The organism is Streptomyces sp. NPDC001381 (assembly GCF_042895685.1).
Classification (GTDB): domain Bacteria; phylum Actinomycetota; class Actinomycetes; order Streptomycetales; family Streptomycetaceae; genus Streptomyces.
The window spans coordinates 499408-525394 of the sequence record NZ_JBIAWO010000003.1 but is presented as its reverse complement, the minus strand read 5'-3'; the positions used below and the strand labels follow the sequence as shown (position 1 = coordinate 525394).

The 25987-nt window shown below is 69.6% G+C and carries 22 protein-coding genes and 1 pseudogene; 9 read left to right on the top strand and 14 right to left on the bottom strand.

Features of this window, described 5'->3' with window-relative positions:
- Window positions 1-16 precede the first annotated feature (16 nt).
- Window positions 17-529: a peptide-methionine (S)-S-oxide reductase MsrA gene (gene msrA, locus ACFY2L_RS15995; RefSeq protein WP_390658378.1), complete on the top strand. Its 513-nt coding sequence runs from the start codon at window positions 17-19 to the stop codon at window positions 527-529.
- Between the two features lie 161 nt (window positions 530-690).
- Here msrA and ACFY2L_RS15990 read toward each other — a convergent pair whose 3' ends face one another.
- Entirely contained in the window at window positions 691-1809 is a 1119-nt protein-coding gene (locus ACFY2L_RS15990; protein WP_390658379.1) for a hypothetical protein, read from the bottom strand.
- A 178-nt stretch (window positions 1810-1987) separates the two neighbouring features.
- Here ACFY2L_RS15990 and ACFY2L_RS15985 point away from each other — a divergent pair, with 178 nt between their 5' ends.
- Window positions 1988-3142: a cystathionine gamma-synthase gene (locus ACFY2L_RS15985; protein WP_390658380.1), complete on the top strand. Its 1155-nt coding sequence runs from the start codon at window positions 1988-1990 to the stop codon at window positions 3140-3142.
- 37 nt (window positions 3143-3179) lie between these two features.
- Here ACFY2L_RS15985 and ACFY2L_RS15980 read toward each other — a convergent pair whose 3' ends face one another.
- The 3 genes from ACFY2L_RS15980 to ACFY2L_RS15970 form a co-directional block, all read right to left on the bottom strand.
- Window positions 3180-3428, bottom strand: a complete 249-nt coding sequence (locus tag ACFY2L_RS15980; protein ID WP_390658381.1) for a hypothetical protein — start codon at window positions 3426-3428, stop codon at window positions 3180-3182.
- Window positions 3425-3928 (bottom strand): sigma factor-like helix-turn-helix DNA-binding protein, encoded by a 504-nt coding sequence (locus ACFY2L_RS15975; protein ID WP_390822617.1) that lies wholly within the window; start codon window positions 3926-3928, stop codon window positions 3425-3427. The genes ACFY2L_RS15980 and ACFY2L_RS15975 overlap by 4 nt, the downstream gene beginning before the upstream one ends.
- A gap of 148 nt (window positions 3929-4076) precedes the next feature.
- Window positions 4077-4586: a MarR family winged helix-turn-helix transcriptional regulator gene (locus ACFY2L_RS15970; protein WP_390658383.1), complete on the bottom strand. Its 510-nt coding sequence runs from the start codon at window positions 4584-4586 to the stop codon at window positions 4077-4079.
- A 166-nt stretch (window positions 4587-4752) separates the two neighbouring features.
- On the opposite strand from ACFY2L_RS15970, the gene ilvA reads away from it, so the two are divergent.
- The 3 genes from ilvA to ACFY2L_RS15955 all read left to right on the top strand — a co-directional run bounded on the left by ilvA (window position 4753) and on the right by ACFY2L_RS15955 (window position 8144).
- A complete protein-coding gene (gene ilvA, locus ACFY2L_RS15965) occupies window positions 4753-5982 on the top strand; it encodes a threonine ammonia-lyase (protein WP_390822616.1) in 1230 nt (409 codons plus the stop codon).
- 184 nt (window positions 5983-6166) lie between these two features.
- Window positions 6167-7171, top strand: a complete 1005-nt coding sequence (locus ACFY2L_RS15960; RefSeq protein ID WP_390822615.1) for an ATP-binding cassette domain-containing protein — start codon at window positions 6167-6169, stop codon at window positions 7169-7171.
- 175 nt (window positions 7172-7346) lie between these two features.
- Window positions 7347-8144, top strand: coding sequence for an ABC transporter permease (locus ACFY2L_RS15955; protein WP_390658506.1), 798 nt, complete (start codon window positions 7347-7349; stop codon window positions 8142-8144).
- Between the two features lie 106 nt (window positions 8145-8250).
- Here ACFY2L_RS15955 and greA read toward each other — a convergent pair whose 3' ends face one another.
- Entirely contained in the window at window positions 8251-8751 is a 501-nt protein-coding gene (gene greA, locus ACFY2L_RS15950) for a transcription elongation factor GreA (protein WP_390658386.1), read from the bottom strand.
- A gap of 212 nt (window positions 8752-8963) precedes the next feature.
- Window positions 8964-9365, bottom strand: coding sequence for a DUF4307 domain-containing protein (locus tag ACFY2L_RS15945; protein WP_390658387.1), 402 nt, complete (start codon window positions 9363-9365; stop codon window positions 8964-8966).
- A gap of 135 nt (window positions 9366-9500) precedes the next feature.
- Between ACFY2L_RS15945 and mca the strand changes: the two genes are divergently transcribed.
- Window positions 9501-10361: a mycothiol conjugate amidase Mca gene (gene mca / locus ACFY2L_RS15940; RefSeq protein WP_390658507.1), complete on the top strand. Its 861-nt coding sequence runs from the start codon at window positions 9501-9503 to the stop codon at window positions 10359-10361.
- Window positions 10354-10617, top strand: a complete 264-nt coding sequence (locus tag ACFY2L_RS15935; protein WP_390658388.1) for a hypothetical protein — start codon at window positions 10354-10356, stop codon at window positions 10615-10617. The genes mca and ACFY2L_RS15935 overlap by 8 nt, the downstream gene beginning before the upstream one ends.
- Before the next feature lie 258 nt (window positions 10618-10875).
- On the opposite strand, the gene ACFY2L_RS15930 is transcribed toward ACFY2L_RS15935, so the two are convergent.
- Window positions 10876-14085, bottom strand: coding sequence for a tetratricopeptide repeat protein (locus ACFY2L_RS15930; protein ID WP_390822614.1), 3210 nt, complete (start codon window positions 14083-14085; stop codon window positions 10876-10878).
- A gap of 243 nt (window positions 14086-14328) precedes the next feature.
- Between ACFY2L_RS15930 and ACFY2L_RS15925 the strand changes: the two are divergent.
- Window positions 14329-14487: pseudogene (locus ACFY2L_RS15925) on the top strand (DUF255 domain-containing protein); the annotation flags it as partial.
- Between the two features lie 377 nt (window positions 14488-14864).
- On the opposite strand, the gene ACFY2L_RS15920 reads toward ACFY2L_RS15925, so the two are convergent.
- Window positions 14865-15500 carry a DUF4276 family protein gene (locus ACFY2L_RS15920; RefSeq protein WP_018847249.1) on the bottom strand — a complete coding sequence of 212 codons (636 nt, stop codon included), beginning with the start codon at window positions 15498-15500 and terminating at the stop codon, window positions 14865-14867.
- Complete coding sequence (locus ACFY2L_RS15915) at window positions 15497-16909, bottom strand: AAA family ATPase (protein ID WP_390822613.1); 1413 nt, start codon at window positions 16907-16909, stop codon at window positions 15497-15499. Before ACFY2L_RS15915 ends, ACFY2L_RS15920 begins: the two co-directional genes overlap by 4 nt.
- A gap of 292 nt (window positions 16910-17201) precedes the next feature.
- On the opposite strand from ACFY2L_RS15915, the gene pglX reads away from it, so the two are divergent.
- Window positions 17202-20768: a BREX-2 system adenine-specific DNA-methyltransferase PglX gene (pglX, locus tag ACFY2L_RS15910; protein ID WP_390822612.1), complete on the top strand. Its 3567-nt coding sequence runs from the start codon at window positions 17202-17204 to the stop codon at window positions 20766-20768.
- Between the two features lie 97 nt (window positions 20769-20865).
- Here the strand turns inward: pglX and ACFY2L_RS15905 are convergent, their stop codons facing one another.
- The 5 genes from ACFY2L_RS15905 to ACFY2L_RS15885 all read right to left on the bottom strand — a co-directional run bounded on the left by ACFY2L_RS15905 (window position 20866) and on the right by ACFY2L_RS15885 (window position 25953).
- Complete coding sequence (locus ACFY2L_RS15905) at window positions 20866-21288, bottom strand: hypothetical protein (RefSeq protein ID WP_390822611.1); 423 nt, start codon at window positions 21286-21288, stop codon at window positions 20866-20868.
- A gap of 167 nt (window positions 21289-21455) precedes the next feature.
- Entirely contained in the window at window positions 21456-21989 is a 534-nt protein-coding gene (locus tag ACFY2L_RS15900; protein WP_390822610.1) for a hypothetical protein, read from the bottom strand.
- Window positions 21990-22015: 26 nt separating this feature from the next.
- Window positions 22016-24058 (bottom strand): hypothetical protein, encoded by a 2043-nt coding sequence (locus ACFY2L_RS15895; protein WP_390822609.1) that lies wholly within the window; start codon window positions 24056-24058, stop codon window positions 22016-22018.
- Entirely contained in the window at window positions 24055-25230 is a 1176-nt protein-coding gene (locus tag ACFY2L_RS15890; RefSeq protein WP_390822608.1) for a purine phosphorylase, read from the bottom strand. Before ACFY2L_RS15890 ends, ACFY2L_RS15895 begins: the two co-directional genes overlap by 4 nt.
- Complete coding sequence (locus ACFY2L_RS15885; RefSeq protein ID WP_390822607.1) at window positions 25231-25953, bottom strand: NUDIX domain-containing protein; 723 nt, start codon at window positions 25951-25953, stop codon at window positions 25231-25233.
- Between the last annotated feature and the right edge of the window lie 34 nt (window positions 25954-25987).

Below are 25987 nucleotides of genomic sequence, written 5' to 3'. Positions count from 1 at the left end.
ATATTGGAGGGCCGTGATGGCTGCGCAGACGCAGAGGGCCGTGCTGGCCGGCGGATGCTTCTGGGGGATGGAGGAGCTGATCCGCCGACTCCCGGGCGTGACGGCGACCCGGGTGGGATACACCGGGGGTGACGTACCGAACGCGACGTACCGCAACCACGGGACGCACGCGGAGGCCATCGAGATCCTCTTCGACCCCGCGAAGACCGACTTCCGCACGATCCTGGAGTTCTTCTTCCAGATCCACGACCCGAGCACCAAGAACCGCCAGGGCAACGACATCGGCCTCAGCTACCGCTCGGCGATCTACTACGTGGACGACGAGCAGAAGCGGATCGCCGAGGACACGATCGCGGACGTGGACGCCTCCGGACTGTGGCCCGGCAAGGTCGTCACCGAGGTGGAGCCGGTCGGCCCCTTCTGGGAGGCCGAGCCCGAGCACCAGGACTACCTGCAGCGTTACCCGGACGGCTACACCTGCCACTTCCCGCGCCCGGGATGGCGGCTGCCCGCCCGCTCGGAGGGCTGACCGCGAGCCGGCCCGGCCCGGTCGTGGCGACGTCCCGACCGGGCCGCCCGCTCACGGTGGCGGCCCCCGCGTAGCCGCCCGCGTCGGCCGCCTCCGTCGGAGTCTGTGACGTCCCCGCGTTCGCCGGGGTCGGCGGTGTCCCCGCGTCCGCCGGGCCGGCGTCAGTGGGGCAGTGTCGCCGGGCTGCCGCCGTTCGCCTCGTAGCCCGCCACCGCCAGCGCCCGGTACACCGCGAACTCGCCGGCCGGGTCCTGGGACAGCGTCCAGGGGAGGGCGCCGACGTGGCCGTCGACGTGTATCAGCTGGTTCATGGCCTCGGCCCAGCGCTCCCCCCGTACCAGGAAGAAGACCAGCAGGTGGCGGACGTGCGCCAGCATCGGGTCGTCGGGGCGGGCCGCGTGCACGGCGAAGAGGGCGCCGTGGATCGCCTTCGTCACGACCTCGCTCTGGTAGAAGCCGCTGACCAGGTTCACCTCGGGCAGGTGCTCGAAGACCGCGAACAGCGGCATCGCGGCGAGCAGCGAGCCCTGGGGGGCGCGGGCCGCGGCCGCCTCCGCGAACGAGGTGGCCAGCTCGCGCGAGCCGTGCCACTTCTCGCACCAGTAGTGCAGGGCCGCGAGATGCGCCCCCATGTGCGCCGGGGCGCGGTCGAGGATCCTCAGCCAGAGCTGCTCGAACTCCGCCTGCGAGTAGTTCAGGCCGCGCGCCACCGACAGCTCGATGATGTACGGCACCGGGTCACCGGGGGAGAGCAGCGCAGCCTGGCCACAGGCGTCCCTCGCCTCCTCCATGATGATCCGGAAGTCGTCCGTGCCCCGCGTGGACGTCCGCCAGGCCTGCTGGACCAGGAACTCTGCGTGCACCGCCGCCCCGCCGGCGTCCTTGGGCGCCTCCGCCCGCCACACCCGCAGCCACTGCCCGCCCGGCGCCTCGCTGACGCCGCCCGGCCGCTGCTGCAGCTCCAGCGCGGCCGCGCCCGCGAAGGCCTGCACGCGCTGCCAGCGCAGCTCGCCCTCGGTCTCCGTACCGGCCAGGAGCTGCTGGGCCGCCCGGTAGTCCTGGGTGCGCTGCACCACGTCCAGGACGTCCAGCAGGTCCTGGTCGGGGCCGGGCATGCGGATGTCCAGCTCCTCCGTGCGCACGAAGCCGTAGTTCGCCGGGTCCGCCGCGTCCGGGTGGCCCGCCGGGACCTGCTCGATCATGCCGCGCCTGCGCCGCAGGAACGGCAGCACCACGAAGCTGAGCATGACCAGCGCCATCAGGACCCAGAGAATTTCCATGTCTCAAGCGAACCAGACGCCGCCGACAATTGGCCAACCCCGCCCCCCGAGCCTGTGGAAAAACGTCCCTCCCGACCCGACGCCCCTCACGGGCTCCTCGCCCCCAGGCCCGGCGAGAGCGGCCTCGGCCCGGCGGCCGTCCGGCAGCAGCCCCGCGAGCGCACTACGCTCGGTGCCCATGAGCGACAGGCACATCAGTCAGCACTTCGAGACCCTGGCGATCCACGCGGGCAACACCGCCGATCCCCTGACCGGCGCGGTCGTCCCGCCGATCTACCAGGTCTCGACCTACAAGCAGGACGGCGTCGGCGGTCTGCGCGGCGGCTACGAGTACAGCCGCAGCGCCAACCCGACCCGCACCGCCCTGGAGGAGAACCTCGCAGCCCTCGAGGGCGGCCGCCGGGGCCTCGCGTTCGCTTCGGGACTGGCGGCCGAGGACTGCCTGTTGCGTACGCTGCTCAGCCCCGGCGACCACGTGGTCATCCCCAACGACGCGTACGGCGGCACGTTCCGTCTCTTCGCGAAGGTCGTCGCCCGCTGGGGCGTGGAGTGGTCGGTCGCCGACACCAGCGACCCCGCAGCCGTACGGGCCGCGATCACCCCGAAGACCAAGGCCGTGTGGGTGGAGACCCCCTCCAACCCGCTGCTCGGCATCACCGACATCGCCGCCGTCGCCCAGATCGCCCGGGACGCGGGCGCCAGGCTCGTCGTCGACAACACCTTCGCCACGCCGTACCTGCAGCAGCCGCTGTCGCTCGGCGCGGACATCGTGGTGCACTCCCTCACCAAGTACATGGGCGGCCACTCCGACGTCGTCGGCGGCGCGCTGATCGTCGGCGACCCGGAGCTGGGCGAGGAACTGGCGTACCACCAGAACGCGATGGGCGCGGTCGCCGGGCCCTTCGACTCCTGGCTGGTGCTGCGCGGCACCAAGACGCTGTCGGTGCGCATGGACCGGCACAGCGAGAACGCCGTGAAGGTGGCCGACATGCTGACCCGCCACGCGCGCGTGACGAACGTGCTCTACCCGGGCCTGCCCGAGCACCCCGGTCACGAGGTCGCGGCCAAGCAGATGCGGGCGTTCGGCGGCATGATCTCCTTCCAGGTCGCCGGCGGCGAGGAGGCGGCCGTGGAGGTCTGCAACCGCGCCAGGGTGTTCACGCTCGGCGAGTCCCTGGGCGGCGTCGAGTCGCTCATCGAGCACCCCGGCCGTATGACGCACGCCTCCGCGGCGGGCTCGGCCCTGGAGGTGCCGGCCGACCTGGTCCGTCTCTCCGTGGGCATCGAGAACGTCGACGACCTGCTGGAGGACCTGCAGCAGGCGCTGGGCTAGGCCCCCACGGGGGTTCCCCGGCCGGTGGGCGGGGCGGTCACCAACCGGTGAGCGGTGGAGTCGTGTCCGACGGCGGCTCCACCCAGGGCCGTGCCATGGACGCCCAGACGACGAACGCCACCGTCGCGGCGAACAGCAGCAGCCACAGCAGCCGCCGGGCGACCGTCCGGCGCCGCAGGATACGGCTGCCCCGGCGTACGACGTCCGCGTGCAGGTCCACCGGCAGACGTGGTGTGGTCCGCTCCATCATCTGCCGTACGGCGGCCTCCCGTTCGGGCCGGTTCACGACGCCGCCGCCTTCGCGCCCACGCGCGCGGGAGCCGGTCCGCGCGGCGGATGCAGCAGGGCCGTGGTCGCCCGGTCGCAGATCAGGTGGATCCGTTCGCCGGGCAGCCCGAGCAGCGCCGCGACCTGCTCCTCGGCGACGCCCTCGTAGAGCCTGAGGACCAGGACGAGCCGGTGCTGCGGGGAGAGCGCGGCCAGCGGGCCGGCGGGACGGGCCCGCCCGAACGGCAGACCGCCGTAACGGTGCCACGTCCCGCGGGCGAAGCGGACGGCCAGACACTCACGGGCGTGGTTGTACGGGTCCTCCCCGCGCAGCCGGTCCCAGCACGCGTACGTGTGCGCGAGGGCGCGGGTCAGCAGGCGCCGCGCGCGGGGGTTGTCCTCGGGAGCCTCCGCCGTGAGCAGGGTGGCGGTCTGCAGCAGCCGTCCGCCCGCCCCGGCCACGAACGCCTCGAACTCCCTGGCCCGGCGGGCTTCCTGGACCGAACGCCTCTCTCGCACCCCGAGCCTCCCGCCTGACGGCGCCCCCTGGACGGGTCCCGGTGGAACACCGGTGCGGCACCACGTACGACGAAGGGGACCCGGTCTCATCTGAGGCCAGGGGTGGGCTTTCGGTCAAGAGCCACGCACGCGCGGGTGCCCCGACGGTTCAGGAAGCAGCCGGTGACGGCTCCGTGCCCGGGACGCCCTGGGCGGCCATCCGGGCCGACAGCCCGATGTTGAAGCGGGTCAGGAGCGTGCAGAACGCCTCCCGCTCCTCCGGGGACCAGTCCTCGGTCAGCTCGGCCATCAGCTGACGCCTGGAGGAACGCACCTCCTCCAGCCGCGACTGCCCGCGCGGGGACAGCTGCAGTACGACGGCCCGCCCGTCCTCGGGGTGCGAGGTCCGCTTGACCAGGCCGGTGTCGACGAGCGGAGCCACCTGCCGGGTGACGGTCGACGAATCGATCCCCATGCTCGCGGCGAGCGCCTTCACGCCCATCGGGCCTTCCTTGTCGAGGCGGTTGAGCAGCAGGTACGCGGCACGGTCCATGGAGTTGCGCACCTGCCCGACGCCGCCGAGCCGGGTCTGTTCGGCTCGGCGTGCGAAGACCGCGACCTCGTGCTGCAGCGTGTCGAGAAGACCGGTGTCACCGACGGTCGTCATGTCCATCGACATTTCAGGTGTTGTGGGCATGGCCGGGGGCTCACTTCATGAAGGGGGTCTGGCTGGAATGGGGGACAGAGTACGCGGCTGGAAGCCGGGCCGTACCGGCGCTGGCGAAACCAGTCTCGGAGGTTGGTCACAGCGGCCGTTCCCGCCTGTGAACTGCGATGCTGATGTCATGAGCTATGCCACGGCTGACTCCTTGCGGCCCGTCACCCTCGACGACGTGCGCGGCGCCCAGAAGATGCTCTCGGGTGTCGCGCGCATGACCGCGATGGAGGGGAGCAGGCATCTGTCCCAGCTCGTGGGCGCGCCGGTGCACCTCAAGTGCGAGAACCTCCAGCGGACCGGCTCGTTCAAGCTGCGCGGCGCGTACGTCCGGATCTCCGGGCTGCTGCCGGAGGAGCGGGCCGCCGGGGTGGTCGCGGCGAGCGCGGGCAATCACGCGCAGGGCGTGGCACTGGCGTCGTCGCTGCTGGGCGTGCGTTCCACGGTGTTCATGCCGAAGGGCGCCCCCCTGCCGAAGATCAGCGCCACCCGGGAGTACGGCGCGGAGGTGCGCCTGCACGGCCAGGTGGTCGACGAGACGCTGGCCGCCGCGCAGGAGTACGCGGCCGGGACGGGCGCGGTGTTCATCCACCCCTTCGACCACGCCGACGTGATCGCGGGGCAGGGCACGGTGGGCCTGGAGATCCTGGAGCAGTGCCCGGACGTGCGCACGATCGTCGTCGGGATCGGCGGCGGAGGTCTCGCGGCGGGCATCGCCGTCGCGGTGAAGGCGCTGCGGCCGGATGTGCGGATCATCGGCGTGCAGGCCGAGGGGGCCGCGGCGTATCCGCCCTCGCTGGCCGCCGGGCGGCCGGTGTCGATCCCGTCCCCCGCCACGATGGCCGACGGGATCAAGGTCGGCCGGCCCGGTGACGTGCCGTTCGGGATCGTCGGCGAGCTGGTGGACGAGGTGCGCACGGTGACGGAGGGCGAACTGTCCGCGGCGCTGCTGCTGTGCCTGGAGCGGGCCAAGCTGGTCGTCGAACCGGCCGGGGCGAGTCCGGTCGCCGCGCTGCTGAGCGAGCCCGGCGTGTTCGAGGGCCCGGTCGTCGCGGTGCTGTCCGGCGGCAACGTCGACCCGGTGCTGATGCAGCGCGTGCTGCGGCACGGCATGGCGGCGCAGGGCCGCTACCTGGCGGTCAGCGTGCGGCTGACGGACCGGCCGGGTGCGCTCGCCACGCTGCTGGGGGTGTTGTCAGTGGTCGACGCTAACGTCTTGGACGTGAGCCATGTGCGGACCGACCCGCGTCTCGGACTGACCGAGGCGGAGGTCGAGCTGCATCTGGAGACGAAGGGGCCGGCGCACTGCGCCGAGGTCGGTCAGGCCCTGCGTGACGCGGGGTACACGATCGTCGGCTGAGACGCAGCGCCGTCGGAAGACCTGTGAACCAGCAGGTCACAGCCCATTCGCTCACTCGAAGGAGCGAACTCCGTTGTGAGTCGCGATACATCGCGTTACGGTGGAAGCGTGGTCGCCCGTGGGGCGGCACGAACAGCGCATACCTAGGCTTTTCGAAGGATCCCCGAAGACGTGGAGAACTTTTATGCCAGGCGCCATCTATGCCGAAGGCCTGGTGAAGACCTTCGGTGACGTAAAGGCTCTGGACGGCGTCGACCTGGACGTCCCGGAGGGCACCGTGCTCGGCCTGCTCGGGCCGAACGGCGCGGGCAAGACCACCGCGGTCCGCTGCCTGACCACCCTCCTGCGCCCCGACCGCGGCCGGGCGCGGGTCGCAGGCTTCGACGTGCTCAAGCACCCCAACGAGGTGCGCCGCTCGATCGGCCTGTCCGGCCAGTTCGCGGCGGTCGACGAATACCTGACCGGCCGCGAGAACCTCCAGATGGTCGGGCAGCTCTACCAGATGAAGGCGAGAGCCGCGAAGGCCCGGGCCGAGGAACTGCTGGAGCAGTTCGACCTCGCCGACGCCGCCGACCGCACGGCCAAGACCTACTCCGGAGGCATGCGCCGCCGCCTCGACCTGGCCGCCGCGCTCGTGGTCTCGCCCCCCGTGATGTTCATGGACGAGCCGACGACCGGCCTCGACCCGCGCAACCGCCAGTTGCTGTGGGACGTGATCAAGCGCCTCGTCTCCGGCGGTACGACCCTGCTGCTCACCACCCAGTACCTCGAAGAGGCCGACCACCTCGCGCACGACATCGCGGTCGTCGACCACGGCAGGGTCATCGCCCGCGGCACCTCCGACCAGCTCAAGGCCCGCACCGGCGGCGAGCGCATCGAGGTCGTGGTCCACGAACGCGAGCAGATCCCCACGGCCCGCGAGGTGCTCGCCGGCTTCGGCAAGGGCGAGACCACCGTCGAGGAGCACACCCGCAAGCTCACCGTGCCCGTCACCGGCGGCGCGAAGCTCCTCGCCGAGGTCATCCGCGAGCTGGACGCACGCGGCATCGAGATGGACGACATAGGCCTGCGCCGCCCCACCCTCGACGACGTCTTCCTCTCCCTGACGGGACACGTGGCCGAGGAGAACGGCCGACGGGGCGAACGGGACGAACGGGACATGCAGAAGAGCAAGGAGGCCGCGGCATGACCGCCGTCACCGACACCCTCCGCCCAGCGGCCCCGGGCCACTCCGTGAGCCAGTCCGTGCGCGACCCACTGGGCGTTGCAAAACGCAACTTGATCCGCATGTCGCGGATCCCGAATCCTGTTCGCCCGTGTTGGCCAGGTTTCACCTCGGGGAAGGAGCCGGTGCAGTGAGCGCCATGAACGACTCCCTGGTCATGGCCCGCAGGAACCTGATTCGCATGAGCCGGATTCCTGAAATGGTCATTTTCGGGCTGATCCAGCCGATCATGTTCGTGGTCCTCTTCACGTACGTCTTCGGCGGCTCGATGAACATCGGCGGCTCGACGGACCCGGACGTCTACAAGAACTTCCTGATGGCCGGCATCTTCGCGCAGACCGTCACCTTCGCCACCGCCGGTGCGGGCGCGGGCATAGCCGACGACATGCACAAGGGCCTGATAGACCGCTTCCGCTCCCTGCCGATGGCGCGCGGCGCGGTGCTCACCGGCCGGACCATGGCCGACCTCGTCCAGACCGCGCTCACCCTGCTCGTCCTGGCCGTCGTCGCACTCCTGGTCGGCTGGCGCCCCGGCTTCGCGGAGCCCACCAACTTCGGCAGGGTCATGGCCGGCTTCGGCCTGCTGCTGCTCCTCGGCTACGCGTTCACCTGGATCGGCGCCCTGATCGGCCTGACCGTCCGCACTCCCGAGGCGGCCACCTCCGGCGGACTGATCTGGCTCTTCCCGGTGACCTTCATATCCAACGCGTTCGTGGACTCCTCCCAGATGGCGTCCTGGCTGCAACCCATCGCCGAGTGGAACCCGTTCAGCGCCACCGTCCAGGCCTGCCGCAAGCTCTTCGGCGACCCGGGCGTCTCCCCGTCCGACGCATGGCCGATGGCCCACCCCGTCTGGGCCTCGATCATCTACTCGATCGTGATCGTCGCGATCTTCCGCACCCTCGCGGTCCGTAAATACCGCTCGGCGACGGCGTGACAGGCGGGCACGGCGAGGGGCGGGCATGACGAAGCCCCCGGCGTCACGGGGCGCCGGGGGCTCGTCCGGAAACGTCCGGGAGCCGCGGAGGCCGGGAAGGGGCCCGTCAGCCGCTGTAGGGCTCGGCCTTGAGGATGCGCACGGAGGCCTTCTTTCCGTTCGGCAGCTCGTACTCCGCGTCCTCGCCGACCTTGTGGCCGATCACGCCGGTGCCCAGCGGGGACTGCGGCGAGTAGGTCTCGATGTCGGCGCTCGCGTACTCGCGCGAGGCGAGCAGGAACGTCATGGTGTCGTCCTCGTCACCGTCGAAGGCGATCGTCACGACCATGCCGGGCGCGACCGCACCGTCCGCGGAGGCCGGCGCCTCGCCGACCTTGGCGTTCTCGAGGAGCTGGGTCAGCTGGCGCACGCGGAGCTCCTGCTTGCCCTGCTCCTCCTTGGCCGCGTGGTACCCGCCGTTCTCGCGCAGGTCGCCCTCCTCGCGCGCGGCCGCGATCTTGGCGGCGATCTCCGTGCGCGCAGGACCAGTAAGGTACTCAAGCTCGTCCTTGAGCTTGTTGTACGCCTCCTGGGTAAGCCAGGTGACGGACTCGCTGGTCTGGGTCACAGGTGCTCCTCGTCGGTACTGGGAATACAAAGCATCGCCCTACCCACAAGCATGTTCCCCAGGGGATGGGCGAAACCACGAGCCTAACAATTCAGCGGGCAAAGGGGGAGGACATAAGCCACCAGAATTGCGTCAGTGCAGGTCAGCGCCTACGCATTGCAGAGCGTGGAGCGGGCCGCGGGGCGGCGGGCAGGGCTCCCGGCCGGGCGGCGTCAGTCCGCATGGCAGCCCAGCAGCTCGGCCGTCGTGCCCTTCGCCGTCGTACGGAGCGTGACCACCTTGTCGATCCGGGTGTCCGACCCGGAGAAGCGGAAGTCCGCCCGGCCCACCTCGGAGCCGTCGGCCGCCTGTGAGCGCACCGTGCAGTAACCGCTCGCACCCGCGTCCTTGCGGACCTCCAGGTGGACCTGCACCGTCTTGTCCGAGGTCGCCTCGAAGGTGATCACCTCGGCGCTGATCTTGTTCTCGCCGACGTAGTGATAGGCGAAGTAGCCCACCACCACGAGCAGGATCGCGCCGAACACGACGCCGGCGATCTTCAGGGTGCGGTCGGCACGCGCGTCCGAGGCGCGGCCGTAGCGGCCCTCGGGCACTCGGGTGCTCGCCGTACTCATGATCGTCCTCTCGGCAGGCCAGGGCCCTGGAATTTTTCGCCCCCCGATTCGGTCACTATAGAAGCCTGCGATCGCGCCGGTTCACACGGGCGCCGACTTACCGAGGATTGAGTCTTGACTGACCAGCTGCGACTGATGGCCGTGCACGCGCACCCCGACGACGAGTCGAGCAAGGGCGCGGCCACCATGGCGAAGTACGTGTCCGAGGGGGTGGACGTGCTGGTGGTGACCTGCACGGGCGGGGAGCGCGGCTCCATCCTCAATCCCAAGCTTCAGGGCGACAAGTACATCGAGGAGCACATCCACGAGGTACGCAAGAAGGAGATGGACGAGGCCCGGGAGATCCTGGGCGTCAAGCAGGAGTGGCTCGGCTTCGTCGACTCCGGCCTGCCCGAGGGCGACCCGCTGCCGCCGCTGCCCGAGGGCTGCTTCGCCCTGGAGGACGTCGACAAGGCGGCCGGCGAGCTGGTGAAGCAGATCCGCTCCTTCCGTCCCCAGGTGATCACCACCTACGACGAGAACGGCGGTTACCCGCACCCCGACCACATCATGACCCACAAGATCTCGATGGTGGCCTTCGAGGGCGCGGACGACACCGAGAAGTACCCCGAGGACGAGTTCGGGCCCGCGTACCGGCCGCAGAAGCTGTACTACAACCAGGGCTTCAACCGCCCCCGCACCGAGGCGCTGCACCGGGCCATGCTCGACCGCGGTCTGGAGTCCCCCTACGGGGAGTGGCTCAAGCGCTGGGACGAGTTCGGTCAGAAGGAGCGCACGCTCACCACGCACATCCCGTGCGCCGACTTCTTCGAGATCCGTGACAAGGCGCTGATCGCGCACGCCACGCAGATCGACCCCGACGGCGGGTGGTTCCGGGTGCCGATGGAGGTCCAGAAGGAGGTCTGGCCGACCGAGGAGTACGAGCTCGCGAAGGCTCTCGTCGATACCTCCATCCCCGAGGACGACCTCTTTGCGGGCATCCGCGACAATGCCTGACATGAGCGCAAGCGTGAGCCTGGCAATGACGCACCTCGTCCCCCTCGCCAAGGAGGTCGACGAGAACAAGGTCACCCCCGGCGTCCTCGGCTTCATCGTGTTCGCGGCGATGGCGCTGGCGGTGTGGGCCCTGATGAAGTCGATGAACAAGCACATGGGCAAGGTCGACTTCCAGGAGGCACCGGACGGCGAGGAGTCCCCCTCCTCGTCCCCCGCCTCCGGCACCACGGGGAAGGCCTCCCCGGCGAAGGGCTGAGCGGACCACCGAGGCAGGGGTGGGGCCCGTCCCCCGGCATGCTCCGGGACACCCCCACCCCGTGCCCGGCACACCCCACCCGGCGCCCACCCGCGCCTGCCGCACCGCGTGCCCGGCACATCCCCCCGGCGCCCGCGGCGCCTGCCGCCCGCCCGCACCCGGCACCCGTCCGCGTCCGGGCACCTCACCGCGCCCGGCACCCACCCACGCCGTGCGGCTTGCCCGCGCCCGCCGCCCGCCCGCGGCTGCCGTCCGCCCCTACCCCTGGTCCACCGCCACCCCCATCACCTCCCGTTCGTGCCGGCCCGGTACCAGGCCCAGGCGCCAGGCCTGCCAGCCCGCCTCCAGGCGTACGCCCCGCTCCAGCAGCACGGCGTACGCCTCGATGCACTCGGAGAGCTTGGTGTCCCGCAGGGGGTGGGTGGAGCGGCTCAGCCGGGCCAGTTCCTCCTGGGCGACGGCCGTGCCGGCCTCCACCCCGCCCGGCGTGGCGTACGGCAGGAGGGTGCAGCGCAGGAAGCGGGCCCAGTCCTCGCCGCGGCGGTCGCCGTAGGAGGAGAACAGGCCCGCCGCCTCGTCGCACAGGGCCAGGGCCTGCTGGGGGCGGGCGTTGCCCGCCTCGACGATCGCCAGTTCCAGGCAGGTCCACGCCTCGCCGTGAGCGACACCGATGCGCTGGAAGTCGGCACGGGCGTCGACGAGGAGCTGCCGGGCGAACCCGGAGTTGCGCAGGGAGCCGGTCTGGGCCGCTCGCTGGTCCCTGGTGACCCGGGCCGAGTGGTGGCGGGCGCAGGCCAGGCCGTAGACGTCGCGCATGCGGGAGAAGAGGGAGCGGGACCGTTCCAGTTCGCGGACGGACGTGTCCAGGTCACCGGTCTCCTCCAGGGCGAGACCCAGGTAGTACACGCTCCAGGCCTCGCCGCGCGCGTCCTCGTTGCCGCGGTGCCGGGCCGCCGCCGCGCGCAGTCCCTCCACCGCCGGGGCCGGATCACCGGCGATCATGCGGGCGCGGGCCAGCTGGGTCAGGGCCCAGGCCTCGCCGCGGGCGTCGCGGGTACGGCCGTAGAGCTCCAGTGCGCGGCGCAGGTCGGTCTCCGCGGCGGGGACGTCGCCGCGGCGCAGGTTGAGCTGGCCGAGCTGGAAGTGGGCCCACGCCTCGCCGTGCACGGAACCCCCCTCGCGGTGCAGCACGAGGGAACGGTTCAGCAGGTCCAGGGCCTCGCCGAGACGGGCCCGGTCCCGCTCCACCGCCGCCAGCGCGTGCATCGTCCAGGCGCGGTCCGTCGCCAGCTCGGGCGCGGACTGCAGGTCCATCGCCTCCCGCAGCTTCGCCGCCGCCTCCGTGAGATGGCCCTGGTGGTGCAGGGTGATGCCCAGCGAGCACAGGGCACGGGCCGCGCCCGCGTCGTGATGGGCCCGGAGGTAGAGGTCGACCACCGAGCTCAGCGTCGTCCGGGCCCTGTCCAGCTCGCCCAGCTGGCGGGCCGCGATGCCGGTACGCCACTGCACGGACCGCACCAGCAGGTCCTCACCGACCGACTGGGCCAGCTCGCTGATCTCACCGAGGCGGTAGAGGTCACCGCGCAGCAGGCAGTAGTCGCACAGCGCACCCAGCAGACTGAGTACGGCCGTCTCGTGCACACCCTCCGCCTGGCGCAGGGTCGCGGTGATGAAGCTCGACTCGTCGTCCAGCCAGCGCAGCGCCTCGTCCAGGGACGTGAAGCCGTGCGGGGTGAAGCGGTCCGAGCGGGTCGACATGTTGCCGTCGACCAGCCGCAGCACCGAGTCGGCAAGTTCGGCGTAGCTGACGATCAGCCGTTCCTGGGCCGCCGTGAGTTCCGTCTGATCCTCCTCGTCCAGCAGCCGGGCCTGGGCGAAGGCGCGGACCAGGTTGTGCAGGCGGTAGCGGTCGCCACGGACCCGGTCGACCAGACCCGCGTCAGCGAGCGCCGCGAGATGGCGGGCCGCCTCCCCGCGGTCGGTGGCCAGGAGCGCGGCGGCCGCGGCGGCGCCCAGCGAGGCCCGCCCGGCCAGCGCGAGGCGCCGCAGCAGCCGGCGGGTGCCCTCGGGCTGGTCGGTGTAGCGCAGCCACAGCGCGCGCTCGACGGGCTCAACGGGGCCGTACGCCTCCAGGGCCGTCGCCAGTCCGCGGGGAGAGCGCGGGCCCAGCGCGGAGCCGGCGACGCGCAGCGCCAGGGGCAGGCCGCCGCACAGCTCCCGTATGCGGTCGGCGGATTCGGCGTCGTACGGGCCCGACGCGTCCTGCGCGGCCGCGGTCAGCAGTTCCTCCGCGCCCGCCGCCTCCAGGGGGCCGACCGGGAGCCGGTGCACCCACGCGGACAGCTCAGTCGGCAGTTCCAGCGGGGCCCGGGAGGTGACCAGGACCAGGCTGTCGGAGCGTTCCGGGACGAGCACGCGCACCTGTTCCGGGTCAGCGGCGTCGTCCAGGATCACCGTGACCGGCAGCCCGGCGAGATGCTGGTAGTAGAGGTCGGCGAGGCGTTTGACCTGCTGGTCGGGGGAGGAGCGCTCACGGAAGAGGAGCTGTTCACGGGGGGCGCCGAGCCGGTTCAGCAGGTGCAGCAGGGCGTCCCGGGTGGGCAGCGGGGCCCCCTCCGCGCTGTCGCCGCGCAGATCGACGACGCACGCGCCGCGGAACTGGTCCCGCAGGTCGTGCGCGGCCCGCACCGCGAGGGTGCTGCGGCCGCTGCCGGGCGGGCCGTGCAGCACGACGACCGTGGGCCTGGTCTGCGTGCTCGCCCGGGCCGCCTGCACCCACTGCCGGATCTGCGCCAGCTCCGCCCGGCGGCCGGCGAACGGGCCCGCCGGTTCCGGAAGTTGGCCGAACGACTGGTCCAGTACGGTCCGCCCGCGCGCCGCCGCGCTCTTGTCCGCGCCCTTCAACTGCGGGCCCGGCGCCTTCTTCGGCCGAGGCCCGGTCGTCGCGCTCAGCACCCGTTGCTGGTCGAGGAACGGGCGGATCCCCCGTACCTCCAGTGCCGTCAGCCACTGCAGCCGCAACTGCTCGGCGCCGCCGGGCTGTCCGGCCTCACCGGCGTGGTGATGCGCGGCCGGCAGATGCGAGCCCGCCACCTTCACCACGGTGGCCGCGGCCCCGACCACGCCGACGGTGACGCCGGCCCCGAGGGCCGTGCCGGGGCCGGTGCCGAGCGCGAGATCGGCGACGGCGGTCGTCACGGCGGCAACACCCGCCACCAGTAACGGAGTCCGCCCGCCGGCCTCGCGCGCGTACCGCTGCGCGAAGCTGACCCGTCCGGCCTCCCGGGCGTCCAGGGCCCGCGCATAGGCCTCGTACTCCTCGGCGGCGGTCTGCGCCATCGCGTCCAGCGCCCCACGCGCCCGCGTCATCAGCACCTGCCGGTCGGCCCGCCCGCCGGACCGCCGCACCTCCTCCTCCACGGCCCGCGCCAACAACCGCTCGGCTTCCGCTCTATGGCTGTCCCGCATGTGCGTCCCCCTCGAGCGGTCTCAGCTTTCGTCGGTCAAGTGTGCGGCGGGCGGCTCCGGGGCGCGAGGGGGCGTACGGGCACCGACCGGCCTAGGTGTCACGGTGCTTCGCGGGGCGGGGATCCTCCTCGGGGTGCCGGCCGGCCGCCGGGACCCGGTGCGCGGGCCACCGCGAAGTCCGAGGTCGCCGTCCGGGCGACGTCTGCCTCGTGACGGGCGGGGTACTGCGGCAGGATGGACTCCATGGCGAACCGACTGGCCCATGAGACATCCCCCTACCTCCTCCAGCACGCCGACAACCCCGTCGACTGGTGGCCCTGGTCGGATGAGGCCTTCGAGGAGGCGCGCCGCAGGGGTGTGCCGGTGCTGCTCAGCGTGGGGTACAGCAGCTGTCACTGGTGCCAGTGAACTTACACAACCAGGTAGTCCGTACCTGGGGTGTTTCCAGAGGGTAGCCACGTGGGCGCGTACGATGAGCGGCTAGGTGGAGACATAGACGCCTGGGGCGAAGGCCAGCTGGCAGCCTCTCCCGAGTGGACGCCCGAGCAGTAGTCGTTGCCGCTGTTGCTTGGCTAGAGGGCGTAAGCGCACGACGATGGCCCGCACTCGAGACCGAGGGTGGGATCAGTCAGCCGTGATCAAGCCATGGGCTGAAACGGAGCCGACCACAGTGCGGCGGCAACCGGGGTCCAGTCGCAATCGGTCCGGGCATCGCCGAGAGCGGCTGCCGCCACCACGTTCTCGTTCTTCACCACGCCTCAACCTGAGGTTGGAAAGGCTCAGAGGCTGCTCAGCACCTCGCTCAGGTCGTGGGTGAACGACTGCCATGATGCGAGCTGCTTGACGGGACCCTCGCGATCTAGCATCTGGAGGAGCCGCGCGCGGTTCTCTGAGAAGCGCGCCTGGACTTTCTTGAGGCCGCGGCCCTTCTCCTCGCTGGCCGTGGCGATGGCTTGCTTGAGCAGTGCTTTCGGGTCCGCCACGGACTCCGCCCGGTTCGGTTTCGGAAGGTTGAGTGAAACTCTGCCGTTGGGGTTCCCCGCCACCTCCCGGATCGCCCTAGGGTCGAGGATCAGCCAGGCCTCCAGCATGCGCACGGGGATCACGGGCACGTGGGCCAAACCGGGGCTCACCGAGGCCACCGCGTCGGCGATCTCATCGCGACGTGTCTGCTGGGGATTGCCGTCGGAGTCGCGGTGGATCACTACCAGGTCGTACTCGTCTGCGTCGTGGCTGAGCTGCCGCGCGGCTCGCAGCTTGTCCCCGACCGAGTGCCCAGGCTTGTTCGGCAGGCGGTGCAGGTCCGGCACGGTTACGTGGATCTCCCGGCCAGTCTCGACCGCGATCGCCTCAATGTGAAAGCGCAGGCCGGTGTCGCTGGATCCCTCGCAGAGGTAGAGGGCGCGAAGGGTCACGAGGCGCTCTCCTCAAGAGTCAGCCGGGCCTGTGGGGGAGAAGTGAGGTACGCAAGGATGTCGGCCACTGTGCCGTAGCCCTTCTCCACACCGCCTGCACGCCAAGTGCCGGCCAGCGGCCGGAGCCGCAAGGCGCGCGCGGTCTTGCTTCCCTCCCTGGGAACGGTGGCCGTGTCAGCGATGAGCAGGTCCGCGGGATCGACGAGTTGCACGACCCCCGGTGAATGCGTGTTGATCAGGACCTGCCGGAAGGGGTTGTCCTCGTCTACCGGTTCGGAGGGGTCCACCGCCAGATCCCGTACAAGGTTCACCATGGCGAGGAGATTGGCCGGGTGAATACCGTTCTCCGGCTCCTCCATGCAGAGCAGGCCCTGCGCGCTGGGGTCCTCCAACAGCACGCAGAGGGCCAGGAAGCGCAGGGTCCCCTCAGACAGGCTACGAGCTGGCAGTTCCATGCCGTTGATCTCATGGAGCTTGATCGTGAGCAGCTCACGTGTGTCGTCGGCCTCGACGTGCAGCGTGCGTACGTGCAGGCCTGACAGGTCCGACAGGCGTCCCGCGACCCGCGAGTAGACCCGCGCGGGATCGTCCGGGGACTTCTCCCGCGCGATCCGGTCCAGGCTCCGTGGCAGGTGCAGGCCATCGGGCTGCATTGTGCTGGGGTCCTGATAGCGGTCCGAGGTGCGCAGGGCCGAGGGCTCAAGGGCCAGCCGTCGCCAGGATTGCATCTCCCGTCTGGCCGCCAGAATGGTGGGGTCGTCGTTCCGGTTGATCGTGGAGAGCATGGTCCCAGGTGCCCGGCTCGCAGGCGCGGGACGCGGCTGGCCCCTGCGGCCGTCGGCGTGGATCTGGACGACGGCATCGCCTGTGTCGAGAGACGTGGAGATGTAGGGGGCAGTTGACGGGCGGCCGCGGACCACGGTGTTCCGAAAGCCCTTGGCGCTGTGCGGAAACCGCAGTTGCGACGCGGCATCACGGGGCCTGATCTTGCTGAGATCCTCGTACAGCAGCGTCAGTCTGCCGCCGCGCTCCCCACCTCGCGGTGGTTGGTAGCCGAGCCTGAGCTCGTAACGCAGAAACGTGGACGTCGGCTCGGCGAGTCGGCCGAAGTCGTCCTCTACTTCCCCGGGGATGATCATCTCCGCGGCGAACGTCATCAGGTGCTCGCCCTCCGCGTAGCCGTTCCAGAACAGGTCGCGCGCGTCACCGTGCAGCGAGCCATGGGTCCCGCGCACAGCCTGGGCAGCCTCGATCATGGAACGGTCGGCGAGCAGGCTCAGAAACTGGATCGCGTCGAAGACGTTCGATTTTCCCGTGCCGTTCTCCCCCGCGATACAGGTGAAGGGACCGAACTCGACCCTGAGATCCAACAGGTTCTTGAAGCCATCGACTTCGAGTCGCGTCAGCATGTATCCCCTCGATGGTCTACCCCGGCCTGACCCAGGTACCCGCGGTTGCCGACTGGGTCCTGTGCCGGTGCGCACAGAATGATAGGGGTCGGGGATGTGCCTGGTGGTGTCTATCCGGCTGGTCACCGGCGACGGACGCGGCCAGCCAGCCGGGGAGCTGGCAGGATGTATCCGACAGGACAGTGGATCGTGGACGTCGACGACGTACGGAGGAGAGGTCGCCGCTGTGCCTCCGACTGGCGGAGCCGAGACGGGGACGTCCTCGCTGGACCGTGCCGCACTCGTCTCAGACGTGCGGAAACAGGTTCTGGCACTGCGGACGGACCTCCGCGAGCGCAGCGACAATGTCGACCGTTACCGCAGCCGCCTGCGGAACGCATACGAGCAGGCGAGGGCGGCTCGGCGCACGGCCGACACGTATGGTGTCTGGCGGGACGAGCGCATCACGCAGGCGGCGGTGGCATGGGTGCTCGGCACAGTGTTCGTGCGCTTCTGCGAGGACAACGGACTCATCCGCTGGCCGTTCATCGCGGGGCCGGGACGGAGGCTGGCACAGGCGGAGGAACGGCAGGACGCCTATCGTGCGGAGCACCCCGGGAACGGCGACCGGGAATGGCTGCTGGAGTCGTTCACACACCTGGCCCGGTCCCACCGAGCGATGGCCCGCGTCTTCGACAGACGGCACAGCCCACTGTGGCAGTTGTCGCCCTCTCCGCAGGCCGCGGCCGAGCTGGTCTCGTTCTGGCGCCGGCGCAACAGGGACGGCTCGATCCGATTCGACTTCACCGACCCGGAACTCGACACCCGGTTCCTCGGAGATCTCTATCAGGACATCAGTGACACGGCGTCCAGGTCCTACGCCCTGGTCCGGACACCTGAATACATCGAGGCTTTCATCCTGGACCTCACCGTGGATCCGGCTGTCGCGGAGTTCGGCCCTCGAGGCTTCCGCGGTATCGACCCGGCCTGTGGGTCGGGAACCTTTCTGCTCGGGCTCTTCGAACGCCTTCTCGGTGCCTGGCGCGCGCGAGAGCCTGGAACCGCGGATCGCGAGCTGGTTTGCCGGGCCCTGGAATCAGTCCACGGCTGTGACCTGAATCCGTTCGCCGTGAGTATCACGCGGTTCAGGCTGCTGATGGCCGCCACACGGGCGAGTGGTGAGCGCGTGCTGGGGGAGGTTCCCCAGCACATGGTCAATGTGGCTGTCGGAGATGCTCTGTTGGGAGGGCGAGGCGCCCCGGGGCAGTCGCCAGCGAAGCTTCCAGGGGACTGGGAGGACGAGGGCGTTGGGACTGCTGAGGATATTGATGAGTTCTCCGAGCGATGCGACCTGCTGGGGGCCGGTTCCTACCATGTCGTGCTGGGTGAGCCCCCCTTCACGGTCGTGCGTGACAAGTTCAAGAGGGCTGCGTACAGGGAGGCGTATGCCACGGCCGTCGGCGCGTTCCCGCTCTCGGTTCCCTTCGTGGAGCGCATGTTCCAGCTTGCGGTGAGGGGAACCGGCGGAGAATCCGGTGGCTACGTCGGGCAATGGATGCCCAGTTCGTTCACGAGGCGTGGTTTCGGCGAGAAGCTGATCGAGGAGTTCCTTCCGCGTGTCGGGTTGACGCACGTGATCGACACGTCTGGAGTCTTCGTACCGAGCCATCGGAACCCGACCCTGATCCTGATCGGGCGGAATGATCCGAGCCCACGTGACGCCCCGGTGAGGTCGGTGCTCGGCGTGCGCGGGGAGCCGGCGATGCCGCAGGATCCGGCCGAGGGAATTGTGTGGCAGGCGATCGTCGACCAGATCGACCGGCCCGGCACCACCTCGGAGTGGGTGAGCGTCCAGGACGAGCCGCGGCAGCGTTACTCGCGCTTCCCGTGGACGATGACGGGAGGCGGTGGAGCGGACCTCATGGATGCGCTCTCGGAGGCCCCGCGACGGTTGTCGGACTTCCTCTCTGGTCCGCCCCGAGTCGTCGCCGACCCGGGGCAGCGAGATGTCTTCACCCTCGGGCGGGCGTGGTTCACCCGGCACCCGGACTCGGCCAGTGCGGGCCGCGGCATGGTCACGGGCGAGACGGTACGGGACTGGCGCGTGAGAGCGTCGACCGAGGTACTTGCTCCCTACGACGAGCACGGCTCTCCGCTCGCGCTGGACCTCGACACCGCGTGGGGACGCCATCTCTGGGCGATGCGCCAGGTTCTGCGGACAGCGCCGGGCGCAAGGGATGCATCCCGGTCCCGCCCTTGGTGGACCTGGAGGGTCTGGTTGCTGGGCGACGATCGCGAGCCGACGATCACGTTCGCGTATGCGGCGACGCACAACCACTTCGCGCTGGAGCCCGGTCGGAAGGCGTTCAGCCGGACCGCCCCTGTGCTCCGGCTGCCCTCAGCCACAGACGAGAACGACCTCTTCGCAATTCTGGGGGTTCTCAACTCCTCGGCAGTCTGTTTCTGGCTGAAGCAGGCCAACGCCACCACAGGGGCCGACGGGCTCGATTCCCCCCTGCCTGGTCAGGAATGGGCCCGGCCCTACCTCTTCACGGCGGCTTCCTTCTCACGCCTTCCCTTGCCGGGCAGCACTCCACCGGACCACGCGCGGGAGCTGTATGACCTGGGGCTGGTTCTCGACGCCCACGAGCCGGGCGACGTGTGCGCGGGTGAACACCCGCCCAGTCGAAGCACACTGAACGCGGCGAGAGTCGTCCAGGAGAGGGCACGTCACCGGATGACCGCGCTTCAGGAGGAACTGGACTGGGACGTCTACGCCGCCTACGGGCTGCTGTCCGCTGATGAGCGGACTCGTCTGACCACCGTCCCCAGCACCGACTTGCCGCCGCTCCGGCCGGGCGAGCGTGCCTTCGAAATCGTGCTGGCACGCAAGGTCGCCGACGGTACTGCCTCGTCGTCCTGGTTCCAGAGGTTGTCCTGGTTCGAAGAGCAGGGAGTCACGCCGGTCACCGACGTCCCGAACCACTGGCCGGCCGCCTACCGGGACGTTGTGCAGGCCAGGGTCGATGCCATCGAGTCGGGGCATACGATCGCCCTCGTGGAACGTCCGGAGTACAAGCGGCGCTGGCTGTCGGACCCATGGGCGAAGCGTGAGGAACGAGCGCTGCGTTCCTGGTTGCTCGATCGCTGTGAGGACGAACGCCTGTGGTTCGAGCTCCGGGGTGATGCCAAGCACGCTCGCCCCCGGACGATCGATCAGCTCGCACGGGACCTCGGAGACGACGCCGACGTGACTGCCGTGGCCACGCTCTATGCGGCCGACCACCTCGGGAGGCGGGAAGCAACGCTTGGTGAAGTGCTGACGTCGGTGCTGGCCGAAGAGCATGTGCCGTACGCGTCAGCGAAGCGATACAAGGAGTCGGGTCTGCGTAAGCGTGCCCAGTGGGAGCAGGTCTGGGAGCTTCAGCGTCGCGAGGACGAGACAGGCGAAGCACTGGGGATTCCCGTTCCCCCCAAGTTCGTGAGCGCTGATTTCCAGCACGCGTCCTATTGGTCGATCCGAGGCAGCCTCGACATCCCCCGGGAACGCTTCATCTCCTATCCCGACGCTGTTGTCGCTGGCCAGGGCCTGCTGCTCGGCTGGTCCGGCTGGAACGAGGCAGACCGCGTGCGCGTCCTGCTGGAGTTGGCCCGCGCGCACCACCAGCAGCCTCATCCGAGCGCATACCGGATCACCCCCCTCCTGATCGGCATCCAGGAACTGATGCCCTGGATCCACCAGTGGGAGGCTCACCCCGGATCCGGGATGAGGCCCGGCCAAGCGGACGAATTCCAATACGAGTTCGAGCAACTGCGCAGCGCGTACCAGCTCACCACGCACGACTTGACCTCTTGGCGGGCGCGGAACAATGCCCCCTGAGCGGGGTGGACGTCGCTAGAAAGGGGGAGAGCCGCGCCGTGCTTGCCCTCCGGCAGACTCGGCCTTGAGCACGCAGTCAGGGCTGAACCAGAATCGCTCAGACGGTGATCCGAGGAGTGCCATCAGGGGAGTAGTCGGCCGCAATGGTGTTCGATGGGCCGACCCATTCCTCCAGCGTCTTCAAGGCTTCCTCGGAGAGCTCGGTGGCGAAGAGCATCACGAGGTTCTCTTGAGCGCGCGAGCAAGCGACGTGGAAAAGGTTCCGTGACCGCTCTAACCTCTTGCGATCCTCATCGCTGAGGGACTGGCTACGAGGGAAATCAGCGAGCATCTTCGGGAAGTTATACCGGGTCCAGCCGCCGAATACGGCCAGTACGGATGGGTATTCCTCGTCCTTGACGCCATGTTGCGTGGAGAATGGCGTTTTTTCGTTCACGTAGTCACGGAGGGCTATGATCTGGCGGTGCGGGACGTCCCTCAGCTTGCCGTATTCAACGATCTTTCGTGGCTCGGACAGCACCTCCCCGGGCCGGAGAGAACTCAGCGCTTCTGTCCACTTACGCTGACGGTCGTGAACGGCACGAGAAGGCGAGAAGTATTTCTGCTCGCCTGCTGACTCTACGGCGGAGTTCGACTCGCGCCCCGCGGCCGGGGGTGCCGTACGCGTTCCTGTCGAGGCCTGTGGTACTACCGCTCCGTACGGCGCAGGAACTGCAAGCCCAGTACGGCCAGGGCGAGCGTCTGTCCGAGAGACGCGAGCAGGAGCAGGGGCTGAACGACGGGAGAGCACCAGAACGCGGTCGTGCAGACCATGGGCAGGACCAGGTATGTGAACAGGTCCACTGCGCTCTGAAGCCGCTTGCGCACGGTGTGGCCCGCGACGTTGCGGTGGTAGACCTCCCAGCCGAACACCGCGCCGTCGGCGGAGGTGAGCTCCCCCAGGCGGGGTCCCAGCCGGTCGCGGACATAGTCGCCGATCGCCGAGATCTTCTCGTCGTTGGCCAGGTAGGTCCAGCCCAGGATCAGACAGATCGCCGGAACGAAGAGCAGCAGCCGGGACTGTCCGCTCTGGGCGGTGATCGCCACGACCGCGGTGGCTGCGGCGAGCGTGAAGTAGAGCAGGTTGTCGCGAAACCCTATGCGGGTCTTCTGTTCCTCCTTGAGACGGTCGTACTCGGCAAGCAGGACCTTGCTCTCGGTGACGTCGTCCGTGCAGGTCACAGGTGCTCCTCGGCTCGAGTTCAGGATCAACCGGCGATCTGGAAGGGCGCCAGGCTGTCGGGGCCGTGCCGTTCGATCCAGCTCTTCCCGTCCGCCGCTATCCCCTCCAGGAGGCGGAAGGTGTGGGTGGAGCCGGCCGCGCTGAGGCTGATCTCGGAGACTTCCTGGGGATTCTCGGTCGGCGCCAGCTGACGGGCTTCGGCGTCCTTGACGCGGATCTTCCTGGCTGGTCCGTTGGCGAGGAGAAGCTCCAGGTCGTAGCCGACGTCGGCGTTCTCCGTCACTTGCACGGAGGTCAGGGCGTCGAACCGGTAGTTGTTCCGCTGCTCGTTCCTGCGCGTCGCGTCGGAGAAGTCGAACTCGGAGCTGATCTCGCGGATGCCGTCCTGGGTGAACAGGAACAGTCGGAAGACGTAGTGCGAGTACCGCCATGGGCCGCCGCGGACCCGGCCCCGTTTGTAGGAGGGAGCCGGGGCCACCAGGATGGTGTGAGTGATTAGGTCGCGCCAGGTGAGCCGGTGGTGTTGGAGCGCCTCGTCGACGAACGACGTCTTGTCGCAGGCGAGCCAAGTCTCCATCTCCTGTTCGCTGGGCCGCTTGTCGTCCAGGAAGGACTGCCAGCGCTGGTAGGCGCTCTGCCGTGCGGCCAGTTGTTCCAGGTACTCCCGATTCTCCTGGTCCAGTCGGTGCTCCTCACGCCGGACCTCCAGCCAACGGGAAGCGGCTGCGTGCCCGGACCAGGCCGCACCGAGCACGGCCAGGAACGCCCACAGAACCTGCTGCTGGGTGGCATCGGTGACCGCCGTGGCGAACGTGGCCAGAGCCGCCGTGCCGAGAACAGCGAGGGCTGCCACGGTCAGGGCCTTCGTCCTGCCCGGAGTCCGGTCCTGGTGGTGCTGATCGAACAGGGTGCCGCTGTTGTAGCGATTCCGGGCATCCTCGGCGAGGTACCGGATCAGCCATTCGACCCGCTCCACACCGATCCGGCTCTCCCGGTAGAGATCCGCGATCTCGGCGGCGAGGCCGCTGCGGATTTGATCCGTGTGGGCGAGCCAGGCGTCCGAGGTGAGCCCGTGGGGCCTGCGCCTGCTGAAGTAGTGATCGAACGAATGGCGGACGCGCTTGGTGAACCTACCCTCGGCGGAGTCCGGGCCGGAGTCGGGTCCGGAGTCCGGGCCGGGTGCGGAGTCGGAGGCAGGATCGCGTGGGTGGGGGACGCGCGCCCCGGCCGCGAGGCCCGGCCCGGGCCACCGGCCCCACCACCGGACGCCGAAACGGGCCGTGGTCAGGCCCGCGCCGAGTGCCACCGGTAATTCGACGATTGCCTGGGCCGGATCCGTGATCAGTGCCAGGGCCCAGAGGAGCGCACTGCTGACGACGAACAGGATCGCGCGGAGGGGGAGGGCCGCCTTGGCGGCGGCAGCGGTGCTCGGGCGGGGCGGAACGGCCCTTGCCCCGATGGGGGTGGGCGCGAAGTAGGTCCAGACCCGCTGGCCCCGGTCGTTGGCGAAGCGTTCTGCCTTGGCGCGTTCAAGGGTTTCCGCCCACAGGTAGTCCTTCAGGCCTCCGGTGAGCATGAGGTCGAGGTGGCGGAGGATCGCGTCGTGCTGGCGGTGCGGCAGGTCCTGCAACTGCTTTAGCACGGGTCCGGTCTCGCTGCCGGCGGTGCTGAGCGCCGCCAACAGGTCGAAGGTGACGCGTAGGGCTTCCGTCCACTCGTCCTCGGCGTAGTCCCGCACGCGCCCGGCGGTGTAGCGCAGCCGCTGAACCTCTTCGTCGCTCAGGTCGTGGTGGGTACGTGCGCTGAGCATGGCCAGCACCCAATGGAAGCGCACCTCCGTGCCGTCGTGGCCGTGGGCGATCGCATCAGTGATCATTTCCCGGGCGCGACTGGGGACGCCGTCCTCCAGGAGTCGCACGCCGACCCGGTACTTCTCCTGCGGCGAGGCGTCCGGGTGGACGATGTAGACGTGGGAGTCGTGGACGGTCTCGGCCTGAATCCCGACGGTGGAGTACGCGGCCGAGTTGTACGAATCCGAGCTGTACGCGGCACTGTCGTCGCGGCTCATGCCAGGCCACCGGCCGCAGCGACCAGGGGTGCCAACGCGGCTACCAGCGCGGGGCATTCCGCGACCAGTCCACGCAGCCTCTTGAGCGCAAGGACGGTCTGCTTCGACGACCCAGGGGCACGCTCTCCGGCCGACCGGAGGGAGGATTCCAGATCGGTCAGGGCCGCCTGGTAACTGTCCTCGTCGAGCACGCCCTCGGCGCGGTGCCACCTCAGCTGGTCGCGGAACCCGCTCAGCTCCGTGACCAGGTCCGTCGGACCGGATGCCTTCGGGGCCGTGCCCATGTGGACACTGCTGCCCGTGACCGAGCTGGCCATGATGCCGACGGTGCTGTTGTGAGCGGTGTTGATGACCCCCCGGTCTAATCGCTCGACCGAACGGTCCCTGCCGTCCTGGGCCATTGCGGACTGCATGGTGGACTCCCCCTGCTCGTTCACCAGTTCCACTGCTAGGCGGACGGCGAAAGCCGCCGCGTTCGCCGCGGCCCGAGGCTGCCAGTTGCGGTCGTCCGAACTGTTCTTCGTGCCGTCCGCCCGGTCGCTTATTCCCCGGACGATGGCCACGGGAGCTCCGCTGAGATGGCCGGCCTGGGCCACACCGGCGGCCTCCATTTCGATGGCGAGCGCATCGTTGTAGTGCTGCCGGATCCACTTCGCCTCGGCCGAGATCCTCGAGTTCTGGACGATCTCGCCGGCGGCGACAGCCCCGAAACGCACCTGCGGTCGGTCCTCGTGACCAGGCGGGGGATCCGCCCACTCGTCCAGACGGGCCAGGTGTGAGGCGAGCTGGCTGATGCCGTGAGGCGCTTCCCACACCCGAGGGCGGGCTTTGAGCCCATCGTCCTCGCTGGTGCCGCCGTGGTAGGCGTACACATGCGACGCCACCACCACGTCACCCAGCCTCGTGGCATCCCACAGGGCGCCGGCGACCCCGACGAACAGCACAGCCACGGGCGAGAACTCCTGGATCGCGCGTTCCGCGATCACCGCGGAGGACTGGTTTCCCTTGCTCGTCAGCCCGAGCGCGACACGGCACGACGTGCCCTTCACGACGCCCACTTCGAACCGGGTACCACTCTTGTGGAGATGTAATCGAAGATCCACCAGCCTCTCGCGCACGGACTGATACTCAAGATTGAGGGCGGTGAGAATCACCACCAGGTCTTTCGACATCTACTCCTCTTCCCCTGGCGTGTGGGGTCGGATCAGCGGTGGGAACAGCACGGTGTTCGGCCCGGCCCGGTACAGCCGCGCGGGCCGCCCCCCTGTGGCCTTGCGGTCCGCGCCGGTGGGAACGATGAATCCCTTCGCGGCCTGGACCTTCCGGTAGAAGTTGCGGGTGTCGAGCGGAGTGCCCCAGACGGCCTCGTACACCTGCTGGAGCTCCGCGATGGTGAAGCTCTCCCCGCAGAAAGCGGTGGCCAGCGCCGAGAACTCGATCTTGGCGCGCGCGCGTTCGATCCCGTCTTCGGCGATGCGACGGTGGTCGAACGCGAGAGCGGTCTCGCCGGACAGGACGGCGTCCGCGGGAATCCACGCGGCCTCGGTGGCATCCGTCCCCGCGACGGGATCGGGCAGCCCCGGTGCGATCGCCAGGTGAGCTACGGAGACGACTCGTCCCCGCGGGTCGCGGCCCGGACTTCCGTACACGGCCAGTTGCTCAAGGTGCACCCAGCCGGAGGTCAGTGCCGTTTCCTCGCTCAGCTCGCGGTGGGCGGCGTCGAGGATCTCCTCGTCATCGTGGTTCAGAAATCCTCCCGGCAGCGCGAGGGCGCCCTGGAAGGGTTCTTCGCCCCGTTCCACCAAGAGCACGTGCAGACGACTCTCCCGCAGCGTCAGGATCACGAGATCGACTGTCAGTAGGACGGGAGGTGGTGACCATGCGTCATCTGGCATGTTTTGCAAGGTACTTCAGATACTGTCACTTGCA